Here is an 18,924-nt window from a genome sequence, read left to right on the forward strand (position 1 = left end):
CGAGTGTCACGTTCCCAAAAGTGGCGGTGGGAATGCAGGCAAGCGGCATCAAGAGAATGATCGGGATATTCGGCGCGGTGGCGTCGTGTGCTGCCGTTCTGGCGCCTCCCGTGGTGTCGCTGGTGGCCGATCACGCCCGGGTCGCGGGCAGCCTTGAGATCGCGCTGCGCCATCACTCCGTCAATCCCGAAGCATCCCTGCGCACGGCCGACAATGTCGGCACCGTCAAGCTGCGTCTGATTGGTGCGGATGGCGAGATGCTGCTCCAGCGCGGCAGCGAACCGGCTTGGCCGCGCGTCACCCGCGAGGCGACCGTAAAGCTGGCCGATGGCGAGGAAGCGCGCCTCGAAGTCGAGGGGTCGTTGCGCTCTGCGTTTCAGATCATCCCGCTCCTGACACTGATCGGCATTCTGCTGGGGATGCTTGTCTATTATGTCGGCTGCGTGCTGCCGACTCGCGTCATCGACCGCGTGCTCAGCGCGTTGCGCGTGCAGAACCGGCGCTTCGACCTCGCGGTCAACAACATGTCGCAAGGCCTTTGCTTCTTCGACGGCGATGCGCGGCTGATCGTCTGCAACGATCGCTATCTCGAAATGTACGGCCTGCCGGCCGGCTCCGTCCCGCCCGGCACGACCTTGCGCGAAATCGTCGATCGGCGCTTCGAGGTCGGCAGCCACCCGAAGATGACGCCGGAAGAATACGTCGTGTGGCGCTCCTCGCTCGCCGTCATCGATCGCCCGGTCGACACCGTCTCGCATCTGATCAACGGCGCAACGATCCTCATCCGCCATCGCCCGATGCCGGACGGCGGCTGGGTCGCGACGCACGAAGACATCACGGACGCCGAAGACGGCAAGCAACGCCTCGCGCAGCAGATGCAGCGCTTCGATGCGGCGCTCAACAACATGCCGCACGGCCTGAGCATGTTCGACGCCGACCGACGCCTCATCGTCTGCAATCGCAAATACAAGGAGATGTATCGGCTGCCGGCGCATCTCGCGGTCCCCGGCACGCTGTACGAAGACATCATCCGCTATCGCCAGGACACCAACCAGGAAGTTTCCGACCGCGCACTGTATGAACGCGAAGCGCGCGAGCGTGCCGACCGCAACAAGGCGATGCACTACCGTAAGCCGCTGATGGACGGCCGCATTATCCAGATCGATTTCGAGCCGATGTTCGGCGGCGGCTGGGTGACGACGCACCAGGACATCACGCAGGCGACCGAGGCCGAAGCCAAGATCAGCCATATGGCGCAGCACGATGCACTCACCGCACTGCCGAACCGCACGGCATTCCGGGAGAAGTTGGAAGCCGCGCTCAAAGCGCCGGATCGCGACACGAGCGTCGCGGTGCTTTACCTCGATCTCGATCGCTTCAAGGTGGTCAACGATACGCTCGGCCATGCGCTCGGCGACGAGCTCCTCGAAGCCGTCGCGGGCCGCTTGAAACTGTGCATCGACGATACGGACACGATCGCGCGCCTCGGCGGCGACGAATTCGCCATCATCCAAACCGCTGCCAAGCAACCGGACGCCGCGACCGAACTCGCCAGCCGCATCGTTAGCGCCATCGCTTATCCGTTCGACCTCGAGCGCCACCAGGGCGTGACGATCGGCACCAGCGTCGGCATTGCGTTGCCGCGCGTCGAGGACGATCCCGTCAGCATTCTGGAACACGCCGATCTTGCGCTCTACTTCGCGAAGGCTAACGGCCGCGGCGGTTATCGAATATTCGACCCCTCGATGGCGCGCGATATGCTCAGCCGTCGCGCAATGGAGCGCGAGCTGCGCCACGCTTTCGAAAACAATCAGCTCGAACTTCACTATCAACCGATCATCAATCTCGAATCCGGCCGTATCGTCAGCTTCGAAGCGCTGCTGCGCTGGAATCATCCTGAACGCGGCATTTTGCCGGCCGGCGAGTTCGTCAATCTCGCCGAAGAGACCGGCCTCATCGTTCCGCTCGGCAAGTGGGTTATCGAACAGGCCTGCGCAGCCGCCGCGAAATGGCCGCTCGATGTGAAGATCTCGGTCAATCTCTCGGCGCTGCAATTCCACGGCCGCACGCTCGCGCTGCATACGCTGTCAGCACTGGAGCGATCCGGCTTATCGCCGCAGCGTCTCGATCTCGAAATCACCGAGAGCGTATTGCTGCACGAATCCGAGACCGTGATGACGACGCTGCGCGGTCTGAAGGATCTCGGCATCACGATCACGCTGGACGATTTCGGCACCGGCTATTCGTCGATGCGCTATCTGCAGCAATTCCCGTTCGACCGCCTGAAGATCGACCGCGGCTTCGTCGCCGGCGTGCTCGATAACAAGGAATGCGCCGCGATCGTCGATGCCATCATCGGCCTCGGCAATGGTCTCGGCCGCACCACGACGGCCGAAGGTGTGGAGACCGCCGAGCAAATGCGCGAGCTGCGCAATGCCGGCTGCATCGAAGCGCAGGGCTATTATTTCAGCCCCGCTGTGCCGGAGCGCGAGATCGGCGCTCTGTGGGCGAAGATTCATCGCGCCGCCGCCTAAACTACCGACGAAACCCAAACGCCCCACCGCGCGTTACCGCCTCGGACTCGTGTGGGAGCGTGCTTATGGACGTCAGGTCAGCTGCCGGAGATTTGGATGAGGCAGCCAAGCAGAAGTCACAAGCTCGGCTCTTTTGGCGCAGCGGACGCGGTTTTTGGCGCGAAACGCAGGTCGCCTGGTGGCTGACGGGAGGCATTGTCCTCTTCGTCCTCGTCCAGCTCTGGTTTCAATACAAGCTTAACCTCTGGAATCGGTCGATCTTCGACGCGCTGGAAAAGAAGGACGGTGGCGCCGTCTGGTCGCTCGCGCTGTCCTTCGGTCCGCTAGCGCTCGGAAGCATCGTGACGGCGATCATCATCGTATACGTCCGCATGCGCATGCAGCGGCGCTGGCGCGGGTGGCTGACGCAGAACATCACCAACCGCTGGCTTAACGGCGGGCGCTATTTCCAGCTCAACTTCATGCCGGGCGACCACGAAAACCCCGAGCATCGCCTCACCGAGGATATGCGCGTCGCCACCGAGGCGCCGGTCGATTTCGCCACCGGCATCCTCACGGCGTTCCTCACCGCGACGACATTCATCGGCGTTTTGTATTTTGTCGGCGGCTCGCTCGAATTCGATTGGGGCGGCAGCAAGGTCACGATCCCGGCCTTCCTCGTCATCGCGGTTGTCGCTTACTGCGCGATCGTCAGCGGCTCGATGACCATCATCGCGCGCAGTTTCGTTCCGGTCGCCGCGGCGAAGAACCAATCGGAAGCCGAATTCCGCTACGCGCTGACGCGTGTACGCGAGAACGGCGAGTCGATCGCCATCCTCGGCGGCGAAGAGGAGGAGAAGGCCGGCCTCAACAAGTTGCTCTCCCGCGTCGTCGTCGCGTGGCAGAAGATGGCCGCGCAATACATGCGCACGACCGGCGTCTCGCACGCGAACTTCATCATCGCGTCGGTCATCCCGGTGATCCTATGTTCGCCGAAATATCTCGCCGGCACGATGTCGCTCGGCGAAGTGATGCAGGCGGCCGCTGCATTCATCCAGGTGCAATACGCGTTCAACTGGATCGTCGACAATTATCCGAAGCTCGCCGAATGGACCGCTTCCGCTCGCCGTGTCGGCAGCCTGGTTCAGTCGCTCGACAACATGGACGCGATCGAGAAGGACGACCGCGTCGGCCTGATCAAGCGCACCGAGACGGACGACGTCGCGATCCGCCTTCGTAATCTGCAGGTCAATCTCTCGGACGGCACCGTCGTCGTCGACGACGCGGACATCGACGTGAAGCCGGGCGAGAAAATCCTGCTCGCGGGCGAGTCCGGCAGCGGCAAGAGCACGCTCGTCCGCGCCATTGCGGGCTTGTGGCCGTGGGGCAGCGGCGAGATCGCGCTCAAGCGCGACGCCAAACTCTTTATGATGCCGCAGCGCCCGTATATCCCGATCGGCACGCTGCGCCGCGCTGCCGCTTATCCGGAATCGCCGGACAGTCTGGAGGAGAAGGATCTCCACGAGGCGCTCGAATTCGTCGGCCTGGCGCACGCCGCCGAACGCCTCGACGAGGAAGACGTCGTCTGGTCCAACGTCCTGTCGGGCGGCGAGCAGCAGCGCTTGTCCTTCGCGCGTCTCCTCCTGCACAAGCCCGATATCGTCGTGATGGACGAGTCGACCTCCGCGCTCGATACGAAGAGCCAGAACGAGCTCCTCACGCGGCTCAACGAACGCATGCCCGACATGGCGCTGATCAGCGTCGGCCACCGTGCCGAGCTCGAGATGTTCCACGACCGCAAGGTCAATCTGGTGCGCAAGCGTGGCGGCGCGCAGCTCGAAGACGAAGACAAGGCGGACGACATGCCAATCGCGCGCGGAATCGATATGCTGCGCAAACTGTGGCAGCGCGCCGAGAAGGCGCAGTCCAAAGCCGAGAAAAAGCCGGAGCCGAGCGGAGCAAAATGAGCGAAGAGGCGAGGCCGATCACCATCACGGTGTCGGAGGGGATCAGAGTGTCCGGCCTGGTGCAGCGGCCGCGCGATGCGACGGCGATCTACGTGTTCGCGCATGGCGCGGGCGCCGGAATGAATCATCCCTTCATGGCAGCGGTCGCCGCCGGCTTGGCAAGGCGCGATATCGCGACGCTGCGCTATCAGTTTCCCTACATGGAGAACGGCTCGAAGCGGCCGGATCGTCCCGAACTTGCGCACGCGACGGTGCGCGCTGCCGTCGACAAATGCCGCCGTGAGTTTGCCGGCCTGCCGACGTTCGCGGGCGGCAAATCCTTCGGCGGCCGTATGACCTCGCAGGCTCAGGCGAAAGCGCCGCTCGAAGGCGTACGGCGGCTCGCATTTCTGGGCTTTCCGCTGCACCCGGCCGGCAAGCCGTCGCGCGAGCGCGCCGCGCATCTGAGCGACATCAACATTCCGATGCTGTTCCTGCAGGGCACGCGCGACACACTGGCGCTGCCGGAAGAGATCGAGCCCGTCTGCGCCGCGCTCGGCAAACGCGCGACGCTGAAATTCATCGACGGCGCCGACCACAGTTTCCACGTTTTGGCGAAAAGCGGCCGCCGCAACCCGCAGGTGATGGACGAAGTGCTCGACGACCTGGCTGCTTGGATGCGTGTCGAACCGTAGCCCGGATGAGCGAGGCGCAGACGAGCGATATCCGGGGGTCTTAGCCCGACGTGAATGATGGCCCCGGATGTCGCGGCGCTACGCGCCGCTCATCCGGGCTACAGACGCGGGCATTCCCAAAGAAAAACGTGGATGGCCCGCATGAAGCGGGCCATGACGGAGTTCCAAATCAACGCAGCTTCGCGCCGAAATTCCGCTTCGGATCGAACTCCTGCGTCGCGCGGCCGAACGGTTCCGCCGCCTTGCCGCCCTTGCGCGGCAGAAACTGTCCCGAACCCGGCTTCGCGTGCAGCTTTTCGTCCGCGACCAGAACTTCGCCGCGCAGCAGGACGGTGGTCGGCCAGCCTTTCACAGTGCGGCCCTTCCACGGCGTGTAGCCGGATTTGTCCTTCACCATCTTGTCCGTGAAGGTGACGCTCTTCTTCGGATCCCAGATCGCGATGTCGGCGTCGGAGCCGATCGCGATCGTGCCCTTCTTCGGATAGAGGTTGTAAATCTTCGCCGGATTGGTCGACGTCCACTCGACGAATTTCGACGCATCGAAGCGGCCGTTCGACACCATCTCGTTGAACACCATCGGGAGACGGCCTTCGTAGCCCGGCATGCCGTTCGGCACCTGCTTGAACGTCGCCTTAGTCCCGCCCATCAATTTGCCGGTCTCGTTGAAGGCATACGGCGCGTGGTCGGACGAGATCAGCTGCAGATCGCCGAGCGACAAAGCTTGCCACAGCGCCTCCTGGTCCGACGCATTGCGTGCCGGCGGCGAGAACATCCACTTGCGCCCTTCGACGCCCGGCTTGTCGAGCTGCTCTTTGGTGAGAAACAGATATTGCGGGCACGTCTCGGCGAACACTTTCAGACCCTCGCCGCGATAGTGGCGGATCACCTGCGCGCCCTCGGCGGTCGAGACGTGGAAGATCATGATCGGCTGATCGACCAGCGCCGCGCAGGCGACCAGACGATGGAACGCTTCCGGCTCGCACAGGCGCGGATGCGAAATGCCGTGGAATTTCGGCGCCACGTAGCCATGCTTGACGAGGCGCTTGCCCATCCACGAGACCATGCCGTGGTTCTCGGCATGCACGCAGACCATCGCCTTGTTGTCGCGCGCCGCCTGCAGCACATCGAGCAGCTGCTCGTCGTCGACGCGCAGACGGTCGTAAGTCATGAACACTTTCAGCGACGAATGGCCGGCCTTCACCAGCGGCGGAACTTCCTTCTCAAGCACTTCCGGGCGCGGATCGGCGAGGATCATATGGAACGCGTAGTCGATCACGGCGCCGCGTTCGGCAAGCTCGTGATATTCCTCGACGACAGTCTTCAGCGACATCCCGACATGCTGAGCCGCGAACGAGATCACCGTCGTCGTGCCGCCATGCGCCGCCGCCGTGGTGGCGCTCTGGAATGTGTCGGCGTTCATCTTGCCGGAGGCGGAGAGCTGCTCGATATGCCCGTGCGCATCGACGCCGCCCGGCAGCACCAGCTTGCCGCGCGCGTCGATTTCCTTTTTGCCCTTGTCGAGCCCGAGACCAATTGCCGCGATCGTCTCGCCGCGAATGCCGACGTCAGCCTTCATGCTGTCGGTCGCGGTGACGACGGTTCCGCCGCGGATGACGAGATCGAAAGGCTGCATGCGTTCTTCTCCGAAAAGTGCTGGTCTGGCGCCATATCATAGCGGCACCGGCGAGCAAGGCGATTCTTCCGTGAGGCGAAAAGTTTCGCGGCCGCGCAGCCTTGCGCTACGCTCGGCATTCGCCGCGGGCGCCAACAAGAACAAGAAGCGATGCAAGAACAGATGACAGGGACGAGCAACGCAGCCAAGGCCACCGGGCCGCTCGCCGGGGTGAAAATCCTCGATCTGACGCACGTTCTGCTCGGGCCGCTCGGCACCATGATCTGCGGCGATTTCGGTGCCGACATCATCAAAGTGGAGTCAGCCGAAGGCGACACGCTGCGCGCCACCGGCATCATGCGCAATCCCGGCATGGGCGCAGCATTCTTGCAGGCGAACCGCAACAAGCGCTCGATCGTGATTGATCTGAAGAAGCCGGAAGGCGCCGCGATTTTGCGTGAACTGATCAAGGACGCGGATATTTTCGTTCACTCGATGCGCGCTGCCGCCGTGCGCCGTCTCGGTTTCTCCTACGATGACGTGAAGGCGATCAATCCGCGCCTTATCTATTGTGCGGCGATCGGCTTCGGCACCAAGGGTCCGCATGCGGACCGCCCGGCTTACGACGACATCATTCAGGGTGAGGCGGGCGTCATCGGAGCCGAGCTCGCGCTCACGGGCGCGCCGCGTTTCGCCTCATCGCTGATCGCCGACAAGACCGTCGGCCTCACCGTCGCTTACGCGCTGATGGCGGCGCTCTATGCGCGCGAGAAATCCGGCAAGGGGCAGGCGATCGAAATCCCGATGTTCGAGACCATGGTGCAGTTCTCCATGATGGAGCATCTCGCCGGCATGGTGTTCGAGCCGAGCCAAGGCCCGGTCGGCCATATGCGTATTCGCGGACGCAGAGCCTTTGCGACGCGCGATGGCCATGTCTGCATCCTGGCTTACACGGATCGCCACTGGCGCGCGCTGTTCCCGGTCTTCGGTCATCCGGAATTCGTCGCCGATCCGCGCTACGTCAACGCCGTCGAGCGGCAGAAGCGCATGGGCGAACTCTACGACATGATCGAAAAGAACGTCGCGCAGATGAGCACGGAAGACTGCCTCGCCGTGATGACGAAGGCGGACATCCCGTGCGGCAAGGTCAACCGCATCGAGGACTTGATTGAAGAGCCGCACGCCAAAGCTGTCGGCTTGTTCCAGGATATCGATCACCCGAGCGAAGGCCGCATTCGTAACGTGCGCCCGGCCGTCGAGTTCTCCGATACGCCCGCGCAGCTGCGCACACCGGCGCCGCGCCTCGGCGAACATACGCGCGATGTGTTGCGCGAGGCCGGCTATGCAGACGCCGACGTCGAGAGTTTGATTGCGGCGGGTGTCGTGAAGGCGGGGTAGAGCGTAGCCCGGATGAGCCTGACGCGAAGCGTCGGGCGACATCCGGGGAGCGCGCTCACGACGAATTCGCGGATGTCGTTCGGCACGCGCGCTGCGCCCGGCCTCACTCATCCGGGCTACGGTCAGTGACCGAGCACCAAACTCGCGCCTTTCTCACCGATCATCAACGACGCCGCATTCGTATTCGCCGACGTCACCTTCGGCATCACGGACGCGTCGATCACGCGCAAGCCAGAGACGCCGCGCACACGCAATTCCGGATCGACCACGGCGCGATCGTCGCGGCCCATCCGGCATGTGCCGACCGGGTGGAACACGGTGCCGCCGGTCTTCTGCGCGAAATCGAGAATCTTCTCATCGCTGTCGAATTCCGATCCGGGCACGACCTCGCGCGTCCACACATCCTTGAACGCCGGCTGGCGATAAATCTCCCGCAGCATCTTGATGCCTTCAACCAGCGTCTTGCGATCGATCTCCTCGGAAAGATAACGCGGCTCGATCATCGGGTCGGCAAGCGGGTCGTTCGAGCGAATCTGCAAACGTCCGCGCGAGGCCGGATGGCATTGCCAAGCCGCCGCCGTGAAGCCCGAATACTTGTGCAACGGCGTGCCCGGTTTATCGACCGAGAGCGGCATCACGTTGAACTGAATGTCCGGCCGCCCGCCGACCGCATGCTTGGTGCAAGCCGCGCCGCCGACTTGACCGGCGCCGACCGTCAGCGGGCCGGAGCCTTTGACAAGCCATTCGAAGCCCATCTGCGCAAGCTTGATCGGATTGCGCACATCATTGTTGAGCGAAATCTTATCGCGCAATTCGACGATCGTGCGCGCCTGATAGTGATCCTGCAGGTTCTCGCCGACCTCCGGCGCATCCGCGACGACATCGACGCCGTGCTTTTTCAGCAAGTCGGCGGGGCCGACGCCGGAAAGTTGCAATATCTGCGGTGACTGCAGCGAGCCGGACGAGAGGATGACTTCGCGCTCCGCTCGCACAATCTCGCGCCGCCCGTCCGCGAGCAATTCGACGCCGAGCGCGCGGCCCTTCTCGAAGACGACGCGCGCGACATGCGTCTGCGTCATCAGCGTGAGGTTCTGTCGCGGCAGCGCCGGGTGCAGGAATGCGACGGCCGACGACGAACGCCAGCGATCGCTGATCGACAGCGCATAAGCGCCGACACCGTAAGTCGTGTCGCCGTTGAAATCCGTGTTCGCCGGCAGCCCCCATTGCTGCGCGGCCGACAGCCACGCGCGGCACATCGGGTGATCGTTGCGCAGCTGTGAGACATCGAGCGTGCCATGCGCGCCGTGATACTGACTCTCAGCGCCGCGAAAACGTTCGAGCTTGCGAAAGTAGGGGAGCACGTCGCGATAGCCCCAGCCGTCCGCGCCGAGCTTTTCCCAATCGTCGAAATCGTCGTGCTGCCCGCGAATGAAGATCAGCCCGTTGATCGAACTCGAGCCGCCGACCACACGCCCGCGCGGCCAGATGATGCCGCGCCCGCCGGTGGTTTCGCTCGGCTCCGTCGTGAAGCTGCGCGAGAAGCGATTGTCGTAGACCGAGCGATAGAAGCCGATCGGAATCTTCAGCCAGAAATTCTTGTCCGGCCCGCCGGCTTCGATCACCAGCACGCGCGTCGCCGGATCGGCGGAGAGCCGGTTGGCGAGCACGCAGCCCGCCGAACCGGCCCCGACGATGATGTAGTCATACGTTTTCATCCGATCCTCACACGCGAGTGCTGCGGCTCAAGCGCTCCCCTCCATCCCATTCGCTCTTGCGAATGGTGGGGAGGGGTCGGGGGTGGGGGGCTTTCGAGCCCAGCCGCCAGGCAGTGCCTGGCTGCAAAGCTCAACCCTTCATCGCCGCGATATAGATCGACGGATCGAAGTAATCCTTCGCCGGAACAGCGTTGCTGATCTTGGCGAAGCCGACATAAAAATCGGTCACCTGCTGCAGCCAGCCCGTGACGGTGCCGTCCGCGAACATCTTGCTCCAGTCCGCATTGGAGAAAACTTTCTGACCTTGATACTGCTCTTTGATGTCGGCGATCGGCACCTGCGGGTAATGCTTCTGCTGCAGGAACGCGAGCGCCTCGTCGGTCTTGCCGAGCAGCATGTCGTTGCCTTCGCCCCACGCTTTGACGACGCGCGCGAGCACGTCCTTCTTCTTGGCGTGGAAGTCGTTGCTCGCTGCCCAGCCCGAAATGATCGCGGCCTTCGGGTAATAAGCCGAGGCATCGACGAGCTTCTTTGCGCCCGGCGTCTTGTCGCGCACCGGAATGTTGAACGGCACCCACAGCGCGACCGCCGGCACCGCGCCGGAGATGAACGACGTCACGGCCTCCGTCATGCGCTGGTTGACGATGTCGACATCGCTCGGGTTGATGCCGTTGGCGCGCAGCGCCGTGTCGAGAAACACATGCGCGGTCGTGCCGGTCGTCGTCGCGATGCGCTTACCCTTGAGGTCGGCGAACGTCTTGATGCCTTGATCCTCGCGCACCCAAAGCTGCGCGGTCGCGAATTCGACAGCATTCGCCATGAACATCTTGCCTTGGCCGCGCGCTGGGAAGTTCGAGATGACGGCGCCGGTGGAGAGCATGTCCAGGCTGCCGCCGACCATCGCCTGGAAAAGTTCGAGGCCGGTGGTGAACTGCTTGAAGTCGGGCTCCAGCCCGTGCTTGCTCCAAGCGCCGAGGTGGTCGGCGAGCCACATCTGCCCGTCGACCGCGAGCGTGTGCAGATAGCCGACGCGGATCTTCTCCTTCGCCTGCGCGATCGCCGGCATCGGCAATGCCGAAGCGGCCGCGAGTGCTGCGGTCGATTGCAGAACGTCACGTCTCGTGATCGTCATGGGTTCTCCCTCCCGTTTCTTATTCTGCGAAAGCCGCGCGTTGTTGTGCCTGCGCGGCATATTCTTGCATGACGCATTCGCGAATGTGCGAACGCAATTCACCAAATTCCTTCGACTCGTGCAGCGATTCTTCTCTCGGATACGCGAACGGCACCGTTACGATCTCGCGGATGCGCGTCGGCCGTGCCGTCATGATGACGATGCGCGACGAGAGGTAGAGCGCCTCCTCGACCGAATGCGTGATCAGCATCACGGTCTTGCCTTCGGTCTGCAGTACTTTCAGCAGCAAATCCTGCATCGCGCTCCGCGTCTGCGCATCGAGCGCGCCGAACGGCTCGTCCATCAGCAGAAACTCCGGGCTCACCGCGTAGGCTCGCGCGAGCGCAAGGCGTTGTCGCATGCCGCCCGAGATCGTATGCGGCCAAGCGTCGGCGAAATCCGACAAGCCCATCAGCTGCATGTAACGTTGGCAAATCTCGTCGCGCTCTTTGGCGTTCTTGCGGTTTGCCGCGAGTTTCAAACCGAACGCGATGTTGTCTTTCACGGAGAGCCACGGGAACACGCCGTATTCCTGGAAGATCACGCCGCGATCCGGGCCGGGGCCGGGGATCGGTTTTCCGTCGAGCAGGACCTTGCCGGATGACGGCTGCACGAAACCCGCGACGACATTCATCAGCGTGGTCTTGCCGCAGCCCGACGGCCCGATGATCGAAACAAATTCGCGATCGCGGATATCGAAGCTCACATCGTCGATGACGTTGAGGCGACCGCGCGCGGTGTCAAAACCAACCGAGACATTCTCGAACGTGATGCGCTGGCGCGTCATGCGATGCGCTCCTGCCACGCGACGAGCCGGCGCGAGAGGCGGCGCAGCGCGAAGTCCATCGTCAGCGCGATAAGGCCGATGCAGATGATGCCGACATAGATCGTATCGAGCGCGAAGAAATTCGCCGCGTCTTGGATGAGCGCACCGAGCCCGCGTTGCGCCGCGATGAGTTCCGACGCGACGAGCGTCGCCCACGCGACGCCGAGCGCGACGCGCAGCGCGGTCAGAATATGCGGCACCGTCAGCGGCAGAATGACTTTGCGGAAGATCTCGAAATCGGTCGCGCCGAGCGTACGCGCGACGCGCACATAGATCGGCGAGATCTGCGCGATGCCTTCGTACATCACGATCACGCCGGCGAAGAACGACGCGTAGAACAGGATGACGATCTTTGCTGTCTCCTCGACGCCGAAGTAAACGATCACGAGCGGGATCAGCGCGATCGGCGGCAGCGCGCGGAAGAAGTTGATCACCGGATCGACGAAAGCGCGGATGTCGCTGTACCAGCCGAGCAGAAAACCGACCGGCACCGCGAGTGCGGTCCCGAGCACGACGCCGATCAGCACGCGCTGCGTCGACATTAGAATATCGTAGGGAAGGCGGCCGGTCGCGAGTTCGGCGAACCGCTGCGCGACCGCATGCGGCGCCGGCACCAGCGCGGCGTTGATCAGACCGCTGTAGTGCACCGCGTACCAAGCCGCGATGATCAATAGCCAGGGAGCGGCGATCAGCACGCCACGACGCATTTCGTCTCGCTCCCCCGTGTTCTTGTTTCTACTCAACATCCTATAGTCAGGCCGTGTCGCGCTCTCAAGCCAAAAGCCCTGTACGGCGGCGGTAAAACAAGCCACCATCGCGTGAAGCGAATGCGGGGAAGGAATCGCCGATGACAATGGTTGGGAATGCGCTAGTAGCGCTGGTCGCGCTGCTGCACTTCTATTTTCTCGTCCTCGAAATGTTTCTCTGGACCAAGCCGGCGGGCCTCGCCGCCTTCAACAACACGCTCGAGAAAGCGCAGGACATGGCCGTGCTGGCCGCCAACCAGGGGCTTTATAACGGCTTCCTCGGCGCCGGCCTGATCTTCGGCCTGCTTTATCCGGCGGCTGGCCCGGCGCTGCACATCAAGACGTTCTTCCTCGTCTGCGTCTTCGTCGCCGGTGCTTACGGCGCCTACTCGACCGGCGCGATGAAGATCCTCGCGATTCAGGCGCTGCCGGCTTTCATCGCACTGCTGGTGTTGTGGATGGCGCGTCCACAGACGGCGTGACGTCTGCGCGCCACGCGTCAGCCTCGGCCGTCAATTCATGCTCCGTCATGGCCCGCTTCATGCGGGCCATCCACGTCTTTCTTTACTTCAGGAAGCAAGTCGTGGATGGCCCGGACAAGCCGGGCCATGACGACGTTATGCAAAGAGCGCTGCGTCAAAAATGCCAGCGCTGCGCCTTGTTCACCAGGAAGTCGCGGAAAGCTTTGATACGCGCGACGTTCTTCATCTCTTCCGGATAAACCAAGAACGCGTCGTAAGCGAAGCCGTCGCCGTCGCCGAACAGCTGAACGACGCCGCCGTTTTCCTCGACGATGTAATCCGGCAGCATAGCGATGCCGATGCCGCGCTGACATGCGCGCAGGATCCCGAGGATGTTGTTGACAACCAACCACGGCACGCGCGCGTCGCGCCCGTTGCGGCCTGCCGACAAGATCCAGCGCGAATGTTGCAGATAACTCGGGATCGCGCCGCCGAGCACGAGCAAGCGATGCTGGTCGAGTTCTTCCGGCGTGCGCGGCGTGCCGAAGCGCTTGAGATAATCCGGCGACGCATAAGCGTGGAAGTGAACCTGGAACAGCTTGCGCTGAATGAGATCCGGCTGCGTCGGCTGGCGGAGACGAATGGCGACGTCCGCTTCGCGCATCGCAAGGTCGAGCTCTTCTTCCGTCGTCATCAGCGTCACGCGGATGTCCGGATAGAGATCGAGGAATTCGCCAAGACGCGGGGTCAGCCAATTGACGCCGAGACCCGTCGTCGTATTGACGCGGAGTTCGCCGTTCGGCTTCTCGCGGCTGTCGGTCAGTTGCGAGCGCGCGGCTTCGAGCTTCATCAGCACTTCATGCGCGGTGCGGAAGAGCAGGTCGCCTTGCTCGGTCAGGATCAGCCCGCGCGCGTGACGGTGAAACAGCGGCACCGCGAGCTCATGCTCGAGCGCGCTCACCTGCCGCGATACGGCGGATTGCGAAAGCCCGAGCTGTTCGCCCGCATGCGTGAAACTGCCGGCCTCTGCGGCGGCGTGAAAAACCTTGAGTTTATCCCAGTCCATGCCCGTGAGCGCCGATACGCTGGCGCTTCCTCCCAAAGAGCCCGATCGGCAACACGCGGAAACCGGCTTCCCGCCCGATCGAGCAAAACGAGCCGGACGCGTGCCGGCCTTCTATCCGGTCGTTATTCTGCGGCCGCGCGAACCTCCGCGTGGCCGGCAAGAAATTTCTCGGCTTCGAGAGCCGCCATGCAGCCCATGCCGGCCGCCGTCACAGCCTGACGATAGATATCGTCGGTGACGTCACCGGCCGCGAACACGCCCGGCACCGACGTCGCCGTCGAGTCGGGTGCGGTTTCGATATAGCCGGAGGGCTTAAGCTTGAGCTGTGTCTTGAAGAGTTCGGCGGCCGGCGAATGGCCGATCGCGATGAAAACGCCGTCGGTCGCGCGTTCGCTGATCGCGCCCGTCTTGACGTTCTTGAGCTTCACGCCCGTGACCTTCGCGGGATCCTTCGCGCCGGTGATCTCTTCCAGCGCGTGATCCCAGATCACTTCGATCTTCGGATGCTTGAACAGGCGGTCCTGCAGGATGCGCTCGGCGCGTAGCGAGTCGCGGCGATGCACGAGCGTTACTTTGCTGGCGAAATTGGTGAGGAAAAGCGCTTCTTCGACAGCCGTGTTGCCGCCGCCGACGACGAAAACCTCTTTGCCACGATAGAAGAAGCCGTCACAGGTCGCGCAGGCCGAAACGCCGTAGCCCTTGAAGGTCTCTTCGGTCGGGATGCCGAGCCAGCGTGCCTGCGCGCCGGTCGCGACGACCAGCGTCTCGGCCAGATACGTGTCGCCGCCGTCAGTGGTCAGGCGGAACGGGCGCTGCGAGATGTCAACGGCATTGACATGATCGAACACCATCTTGGTGCCGACATGCTCGGCCTGCTTCTGCATCTGCTCCATCAGCCACGGACCCTGGATGACGTCGGCAAAGCCCGGATAGTTCTCGACGTCGGTCGTGATCGTGAGCTGGCCGCCCGGCTGGATGCCCTGAATAAGAACCGGCGCGAGCATCGCGCGCGCTGCATAGATCGCGGCGGTGTAGCCGGCCGGTCCGGAGCCGATAATGACGAGTTTAGCGTGATGCGTGGCCATGACGGTATTCCGATAGGATCTTGTAGTGGCCCAGGATGCTCACAATGTAGGGCAGCCCGGTAGCTATGCAAGATATGCAATGCGGCCGGAGACGACCAGCGCAAACCGCAGCTTTCAACCGGAAAGCGCATTCTAGCGACGATTGGACGCGATGATTGCAGCTATCTTTCCCTAGTTGGCAATTCGTCTGAAGGCGAACGGTGTTCCGGACGACCGCGGCAAATCCCTGACCTTTATAGAAGTGTTGCGCGGTATTATCTGGGTGTGTGCCCACTGCTAGCGCCAAACGTCCAAGTCGCTCGGCTTTCGCGCGCGCCGCCGCGACGAGTGATCGGCCAACGCCCTGACCCCGAGCGCTCAGCACTACGAAAGATGTTGGGAGGTCCATGACACGCTGCCCCAGCTGGGCCCGATGAGCCGGGACGAGCATCGCGTAGCCGAGAAGTGCTTCGCGATAGTTAGTCGCGTGCTTTTCTCTCGTCCATCTCGCGCAGTTCGGTCTTGAGAATCTTGCCGTAGTTGTTCTTCGGCAGCGCCGGCACGAAGACATAGTCTTTCGGCCGCTTGAAGCGCGCGATGTGATCAAGGCACAGCGTGTCGAGTTCGGTCGCGCTCGTCTCGCCGACCACATAAGCAACGACGATCTCGCCCCATTCCGGATGCGGACGGCCGATGACGGACACTTCACGCACGGCCGGATGCTGCAGCAGCACTTCCTCGATCTCGCGCGGATAGATGTTCGAACCGCCCGAGATCACCATGTCTTTCGAGCGATCCTTCAACGTTAGGTAGCCGTCGGCATCGAAGGCGCCGACGTCGCCGGTATGCAGCCAGCCGTCATTGAGTGTCGCGGCGGTGGCGTCGTGATTTTTCCAGTAGCCGCCCATGACGACATCGCCGCGCGCAAGAATTTCACCGATCTCGCCGGGCGCCAGACACGGCGCATCGGCGCTGCCGACTTTCGCTTCGAGACACGCATACGGACGGCCGACCGAACCGAGCCGCTCCATCCAGCGCGGATGGTCGCGATCCGCAATGTCTTCCTTGGTCAGCGTCGTGATCGTCATCGGGCTTTCGCCTTGCCCGTAGATCTGTGCGAAGCGCGAACCGAAACGATCGAGCGCCGCGAGTGCGTCCTCGACATACATCGGCGCACCGCCGTAGGCGATCGTGCGGATCAGCGATGGATCGCAGTCGGCGGGCGACTCGACGAGACGCTTCACCATCGTCGGCGCGGCAAACATGGACGTGCCCGGGAGAGCGCGGAACATCGCGAAGATTTCTTCCGGCTCGAAGCCGCCCGACTCCGGCACCGCGTTGATACCGAGCCGCGCGACATGCGGCATCATGTAAAGCCCGGAGCCGTGGCTCATCGGCGCTGCGTGAAGCACCGGCGCGCCCGGCGGAATCGGATTGACCTCGCTCAAGTAAGCGTGGCTCGCCCAGTTGAGATTGCGATGTGTGAGCATCGCGCCTTTCGGACGTCCTGTCGTTCCCGACGTATAGAAGAGCCAGGCAAGATCGTCGCCGCCGCGGTCAGCCACGGGCATCGCGTCGGCGATGAACAGCTTTTCGTGGGCGGGCGAGGCGATGCGGATCAATTCGCGGAGCGATGCCGGAACATGCGGCGCGATCTCGGCTTCGAGATCTTTCGAGACAAAGCAAAACTTCGCCTCGGAATGTTCGAGGATGTAGGCCGCCTCGCGTCCATGCAGCTTCGCGTTGATCGGCACCGCGGCAAGACCCGCATGCCAAATCCCGTAGATCGCCTCCGCATATGCGGGCGAATTTTTCGCGAAGATCGCGACGCGATCGCCGGGCTCGCATTGCGCCCGCAGTGTGGCGGCAAGACGCGCCGCGCGTAAACCGAGCGAAGCGTAGTCGTGTGCGATGTGACTGCCGATGGCAGTTGCCGGCATCGAACCGTGGCTGAGCGCAGCGCGAGCGAGCCAGTGTGCGATGTTCATTGTCGTCCTCCCGGCGGCTGTATGCAGCCGCTCGTCTTCTCCGTCACCCCATCACGGGGTAGCCCTCGCCGCCGAGCAGGTTCGTCGTTTCGTAAAGCGGCAGGCCGACGACGTTGGTGTAAGAGCCGATCAGTTTGACGACGAACGTTCCGGCCAAACCTTGGATCGCATAGCCGCCGGCCTTGCCGCGCCATTCGCCGGAGGCGAGGTAGTGCGCGATGTCCTGCTTCGAGAGACGTTTGAAGCGCACGCGCGTTTCGATCAGGCGTTCGCGCAGTTTCTCCTTCGGCGTGATCAATGCGACGCCCGTGTAGACACGATGGCTGCGGCCGGAGAGGAGGCGCAGGCACTGAGCGGCTTCGTCTTCGAGTTCGGTCTTCGGCAGGATGCGGCTGCCGACCGCAACGACTGTGTCGGCGGCCAGAATGTAGGAACCCTTCAGCTTCTGGTCGCGGCTTGCGGTAACGAGCGCGGCCTCCGCCTTGGCGCGCGCGAGGCGCGTTGCGAGAACGCGGGGGCGCTCCCCCTTCTTCGGCATCTCGTCGATCTCGGTCGGCAGCAGCATATCGGCGTCGAGGCCTGCCTGATTGAGCAAGGCGACGCGGCGCGGCGAGCCGGAGGCGAGGATAAGCTTGGGGCGGTCGGTCATGCGGAAGGAATAGTCCCTAGAGGCGGGGCGAAGCTAGCCCGAAAGGTTTAACGCCTCAACGTCACTCGTTCCCGCGTGCAATCGAGCCGAAACGGTCGCGGATGCGCTTCGCCAATATGTCGCGGACGGAGCGGTAGGCGTCGAGGATCTGCTCGCGGCTGCCGCCTTGATTGGTGACATCCGGCACCGGCCAGTATTCGACATCGGCGGCCAGTGTGCGCGTCAGATCGAGCGCCCGGTGGTGGGCAGGCGGCGAGAGCGTGACGATGAGGTCGAAGTTGAGGCCCTCGGCGTCTTCGAGTTCCTCGAAGGTGTGCGGCCGGTGCTTGGCGATATCGAGGCCGATTTCCTCCATCACGGCGGCGGCGAACGGGTCGAGTTCGCCTTTGCGGACACCCGCCGACTCGCCATACAGCGAACGGCCGAAGTAGTGGCGAAACAGCGCGAGCGCCATCGGCGAGCGGACCGCATTCATCTCGCAAGCGAACAGGACGGCCTGCGGTGCGCGCGTCGGACCGCCTGCGATCACGTCAGCCCTTCCAGTGCAGAACGCAGATGAGGGTGAAGAGCCGCCGCGCCGTATCGAAGTCGGTCGCGACTTTCGACTCGAGGCGCTCCAAGAGCAGGCGCGAGCCTTCGTCGTGCAAACCGCGCCGGCCCATGTCGATCGCCTCGATCTGGCTCGGCGTCGAGGTGCGGATCGCGTGGTAGTAGCTCTCGCAGATCAGGAAGTAATCCTTCACGATCTTCCGGAACGGCGACAGCGACAGCATGTGCGTGACGACCGGATCGCCGGCCGGCGTGCGGATGTCGAAAACCAAACGATTGTCGGCAATCGCGATGTTGAGCGCGAAAGGTCCGCCCGTTGCACCGACCGGCGCGAAGGTGTTCTCCTCGATCAGGTCATAGATCGCGACCGCGCGCTCGTGCTCGACGTCGGGGTTGGAACGCCCGATCGAGTTTTCGTCGAGTTTTACGGCGACGAGGCGGTGGACGGAATCTTTGGCGTCGGAGCTCATGCGACCAATCAAATCGAATGGCGTCAGCTTAGCGGCCGGGGCGGAATAAAAAAGC

17 protein-coding genes are annotated in these 18,924 nt (G+C 63.2%); 5 read left to right on the top strand and 12 right to left on the bottom strand.

Annotated elements, in window-relative coordinates:
- The first annotated feature begins 122 nt into the window (after positions 1 to 122).
- From GJW30_RS06660 to GJW30_RS06670, 3 genes are all read left to right on the top strand, one after another.
- Positions 123 to 2,534, top strand: coding sequence for a putative bifunctional diguanylate cyclase/phosphodiesterase (locus GJW30_RS06660; RefSeq protein ID WP_165391612.1), 2,412 nt, complete (start codon positions 123 to 125; stop codon positions 2,532 to 2,534).
- A 65-nt stretch (positions 2,535 to 2,599) separates the two neighbouring features.
- Positions 2,600 to 4,480: an ABC transporter ATP-binding protein/permease gene (locus tag GJW30_RS06665; protein ID WP_096353275.1), complete on the top strand. Its 1,881-nt coding sequence runs from the start codon at positions 2,600 to 2,602 to the stop codon at positions 4,478 to 4,480.
- Positions 4,477 to 5,154: an alpha/beta hydrolase family protein gene (locus GJW30_RS06670; RefSeq protein WP_096353278.1), complete on the top strand. Its 678-nt coding sequence runs from the start codon at positions 4,477 to 4,479 to the stop codon at positions 5,152 to 5,154. Before GJW30_RS06665 ends, GJW30_RS06670 begins: the two co-directional genes overlap by 4 nt.
- Positions 5,155 to 5,323: 169 nt before the next feature.
- Here GJW30_RS06670 and hydA read toward each other — a convergent pair whose 3' ends face one another.
- Complete coding sequence (gene hydA, locus GJW30_RS06675; protein ID WP_096353281.1) at positions 5,324 to 6,787, bottom strand: dihydropyrimidinase; 1,464 nt, start codon at positions 6,785 to 6,787, stop codon at positions 5,324 to 5,326.
- 162 nt (positions 6,788 to 6,949) lie between these two features.
- Between hydA and GJW30_RS06680 the strand changes: the two genes are divergently transcribed.
- Positions 6,950 to 8,164 carry a CaiB/BaiF CoA transferase family protein gene (locus tag GJW30_RS06680; RefSeq protein WP_157746701.1) on the top strand — a complete coding sequence of 405 codons (1,215 nt, stop codon included), beginning with the start codon at positions 6,950 to 6,952 and terminating at the stop codon, positions 8,162 to 8,164.
- 122 nt (positions 8,165 to 8,286) lie between these two features.
- On the opposite strand, the gene GJW30_RS06685 is transcribed toward GJW30_RS06680, so the two are convergent.
- The 4 genes from GJW30_RS06685 to GJW30_RS06700 form a co-directional block, all read right to left on the bottom strand.
- Positions 8,287 to 9,879 (bottom strand): GMC family oxidoreductase, encoded by a 1,593-nt coding sequence (locus tag GJW30_RS06685; RefSeq protein ID WP_096353286.1) that lies wholly within the window; start codon positions 9,877 to 9,879, stop codon positions 8,287 to 8,289.
- 130 nt (positions 9,880 to 10,009) lie between these two features.
- Positions 10,010 to 11,005 (bottom strand): ABC transporter substrate-binding protein, encoded by a 996-nt coding sequence (locus GJW30_RS06690; RefSeq protein ID WP_165391639.1) that lies wholly within the window; start codon positions 11,003 to 11,005, stop codon positions 10,010 to 10,012.
- A gap of 25 nt (positions 11,006 to 11,030) precedes the next feature.
- Positions 11,031 to 11,837: an ABC transporter ATP-binding protein gene (locus tag GJW30_RS06695; RefSeq protein ID WP_096353291.1), complete on the bottom strand. Its 807-nt coding sequence runs from the start codon at positions 11,835 to 11,837 to the stop codon at positions 11,031 to 11,033.
- Entirely contained in the window at positions 11,834 to 12,583 is a 750-nt protein-coding gene (locus GJW30_RS06700; RefSeq protein WP_096353294.1) for an ABC transporter permease, read from the bottom strand. The genes GJW30_RS06695 and GJW30_RS06700 overlap by 4 nt, the downstream gene beginning before the upstream one ends.
- 140 nt (positions 12,584 to 12,723) lie before the next feature.
- On the opposite strand from GJW30_RS06700, the gene GJW30_RS06705 reads away from it, so the two are divergent.
- Positions 12,724 to 13,104 (top strand): DUF1304 domain-containing protein, encoded by a 381-nt coding sequence (locus GJW30_RS06705; protein ID WP_096353296.1) that lies wholly within the window; start codon positions 12,724 to 12,726, stop codon positions 13,102 to 13,104.
- A gap of 154 nt (positions 13,105 to 13,258) precedes the next feature.
- On the opposite strand, the gene GJW30_RS06710 is transcribed toward GJW30_RS06705, so the two are convergent.
- The 7 genes from GJW30_RS06710 to GJW30_RS06740 all read right to left on the bottom strand — a co-directional run bounded on the left by GJW30_RS06710 (position 13,259) and on the right by GJW30_RS06740 (position 18,869).
- Positions 13,259 to 14,149 carry a LysR family transcriptional regulator gene (locus GJW30_RS06710; RefSeq protein ID WP_096353298.1) on the bottom strand — a complete coding sequence of 297 codons (891 nt, stop codon included), beginning with the start codon at positions 14,147 to 14,149 and terminating at the stop codon, positions 13,259 to 13,261.
- Positions 14,150 to 14,271: 122 nt separating this feature from the next.
- Entirely contained in the window at positions 14,272 to 15,234 is a 963-nt protein-coding gene (trxB, locus tag GJW30_RS06715; protein ID WP_096353301.1) for a thioredoxin-disulfide reductase, read from the bottom strand.
- On the bottom strand, positions 15,215 to 15,784 hold the full coding sequence (locus GJW30_RS23185) for a GNAT family N-acetyltransferase (RefSeq protein WP_157746702.1): 570 nt from the start codon (positions 15,782 to 15,784) through the stop codon (positions 15,215 to 15,217). Before GJW30_RS23185 ends, trxB begins: the two co-directional genes overlap by 20 nt.
- Positions 15,693 to 17,201: an AMP-binding protein gene (locus GJW30_RS06725; RefSeq protein WP_096353307.1), complete on the bottom strand. Its 1,509-nt coding sequence runs from the start codon at positions 17,199 to 17,201 to the stop codon at positions 15,693 to 15,695. The genes GJW30_RS23185 and GJW30_RS06725 overlap by 92 nt, the downstream gene beginning before the upstream one ends.
- Positions 17,202 to 17,244: 43 nt before the next feature.
- Entirely contained in the window at positions 17,245 to 17,850 is a 606-nt protein-coding gene (locus GJW30_RS06730) for a Maf-like protein (RefSeq protein ID WP_096353310.1), read from the bottom strand.
- 61 nt (positions 17,851 to 17,911) lie between these two features.
- On the bottom strand, positions 17,912 to 18,325 hold the full coding sequence (locus GJW30_RS06735; protein ID WP_208408232.1) for an arsenate-mycothiol transferase ArsC: 414 nt from the start codon (positions 18,323 to 18,325) through the stop codon (positions 17,912 to 17,914).
- A gap of 55 nt (positions 18,326 to 18,380) precedes the next feature.
- The gene (locus GJW30_RS06740) at positions 18,381 to 18,869 is read right to left on the bottom strand and encodes a UPF0262 family protein (protein WP_096353313.1); all 489 of its coding nucleotides are present in this window, start codon (positions 18,867 to 18,869) and stop codon (positions 18,381 to 18,383) included.
- Positions 18,870 to 18,924: the final 55 nt, after the last annotated feature.

It is taken from the genome of Variibacter gotjawalensis, from assembly GCF_002355335.1.
Taxonomy (GTDB): Bacteria; Pseudomonadota; Alphaproteobacteria; order Rhizobiales; family Xanthobacteraceae; genus Variibacter; species Variibacter gotjawalensis.

Coding starts and splice junctions, on each gene's coding strand:
- GJW30_RS06665 (WP_096353275.1), top strand. CDS start 2,600: ATGGACGTCAGGTCAGCTGCCGGAGATTTGGATGAGGCAGCCAAGCAG.
- GJW30_RS06670 (WP_096353278.1), top strand. CDS start 4,477: ATGAGCGAAGAGGCGAGGCCGATCACCATCACGGTGTCGGAGGGGATC.
- hydA (WP_096353281.1), bottom strand. CDS start 6,787: ATGCAGCCTTTCGATCTCGTCATCCGCGGCGGAACCGTCGTCACCGCG.
- GJW30_RS06680 (WP_157746701.1), top strand. CDS start 6,950: ATGACAGGGACGAGCAACGCAGCCAAGGCCACCGGGCCGCTCGCCGGG.
- GJW30_RS06685 (WP_096353286.1), bottom strand. CDS start 9,879: ATGAAAACGTATGACTACATCATCGTCGGGGCCGGTTCGGCGGGCTGC.
- GJW30_RS06695 (WP_096353291.1), bottom strand. CDS start 11,837: ATGACGCGCCAGCGCATCACGTTCGAGAATGTCTCGGTTGGTTTTGAC.
- GJW30_RS06700 (WP_096353294.1), bottom strand. CDS start 12,583: ATGCGTCGTGGCGTGCTGATCGCCGCTCCCTGGCTATTGATCATCGCG.
- GJW30_RS06705 (WP_096353296.1), top strand. CDS start 12,724: ATGACAATGGTTGGGAATGCGCTAGTAGCGCTGGTCGCGCTGCTGCAC.
- GJW30_RS06710 (WP_096353298.1), bottom strand. CDS start 14,149: ATGGACTGGGATAAACTCAAGGTTTTTCACGCCGCCGCAGAGGCCGGC.
- trxB (WP_096353301.1), bottom strand. CDS start 15,234: ATGGCCACGCATCACGCTAAACTCGTCATTATCGGCTCCGGACCGGCC.
- GJW30_RS23185 (WP_157746702.1), bottom strand. CDS start 15,784: ATGTCTTCGTGCCGGCGCTGCCGAAGAACAACTACGGCAAGATTCTCA.
- GJW30_RS06725 (WP_096353307.1), bottom strand. CDS start 17,201: ATGAACATCGCACACTGGCTCGCTCGCGCTGCGCTCAGCCACGGTTCG.
- GJW30_RS06730 (WP_096353310.1), bottom strand. CDS start 17,850: ATGACCGACCGCCCCAAGCTTATCCTCGCCTCCGGCTCGCCGCGCCGC.
- GJW30_RS06735 (WP_208408232.1), bottom strand. CDS start 18,325: ATGAATGCGGTCCGCTCGCCGATGGCGCTCGCGCTGTTTCGCCACTAC.
- GJW30_RS06740 (WP_096353313.1), bottom strand. CDS start 18,869: ATGAGCTCCGACGCCAAAGATTCCGTCCACCGCCTCGTCGCCGTAAAA.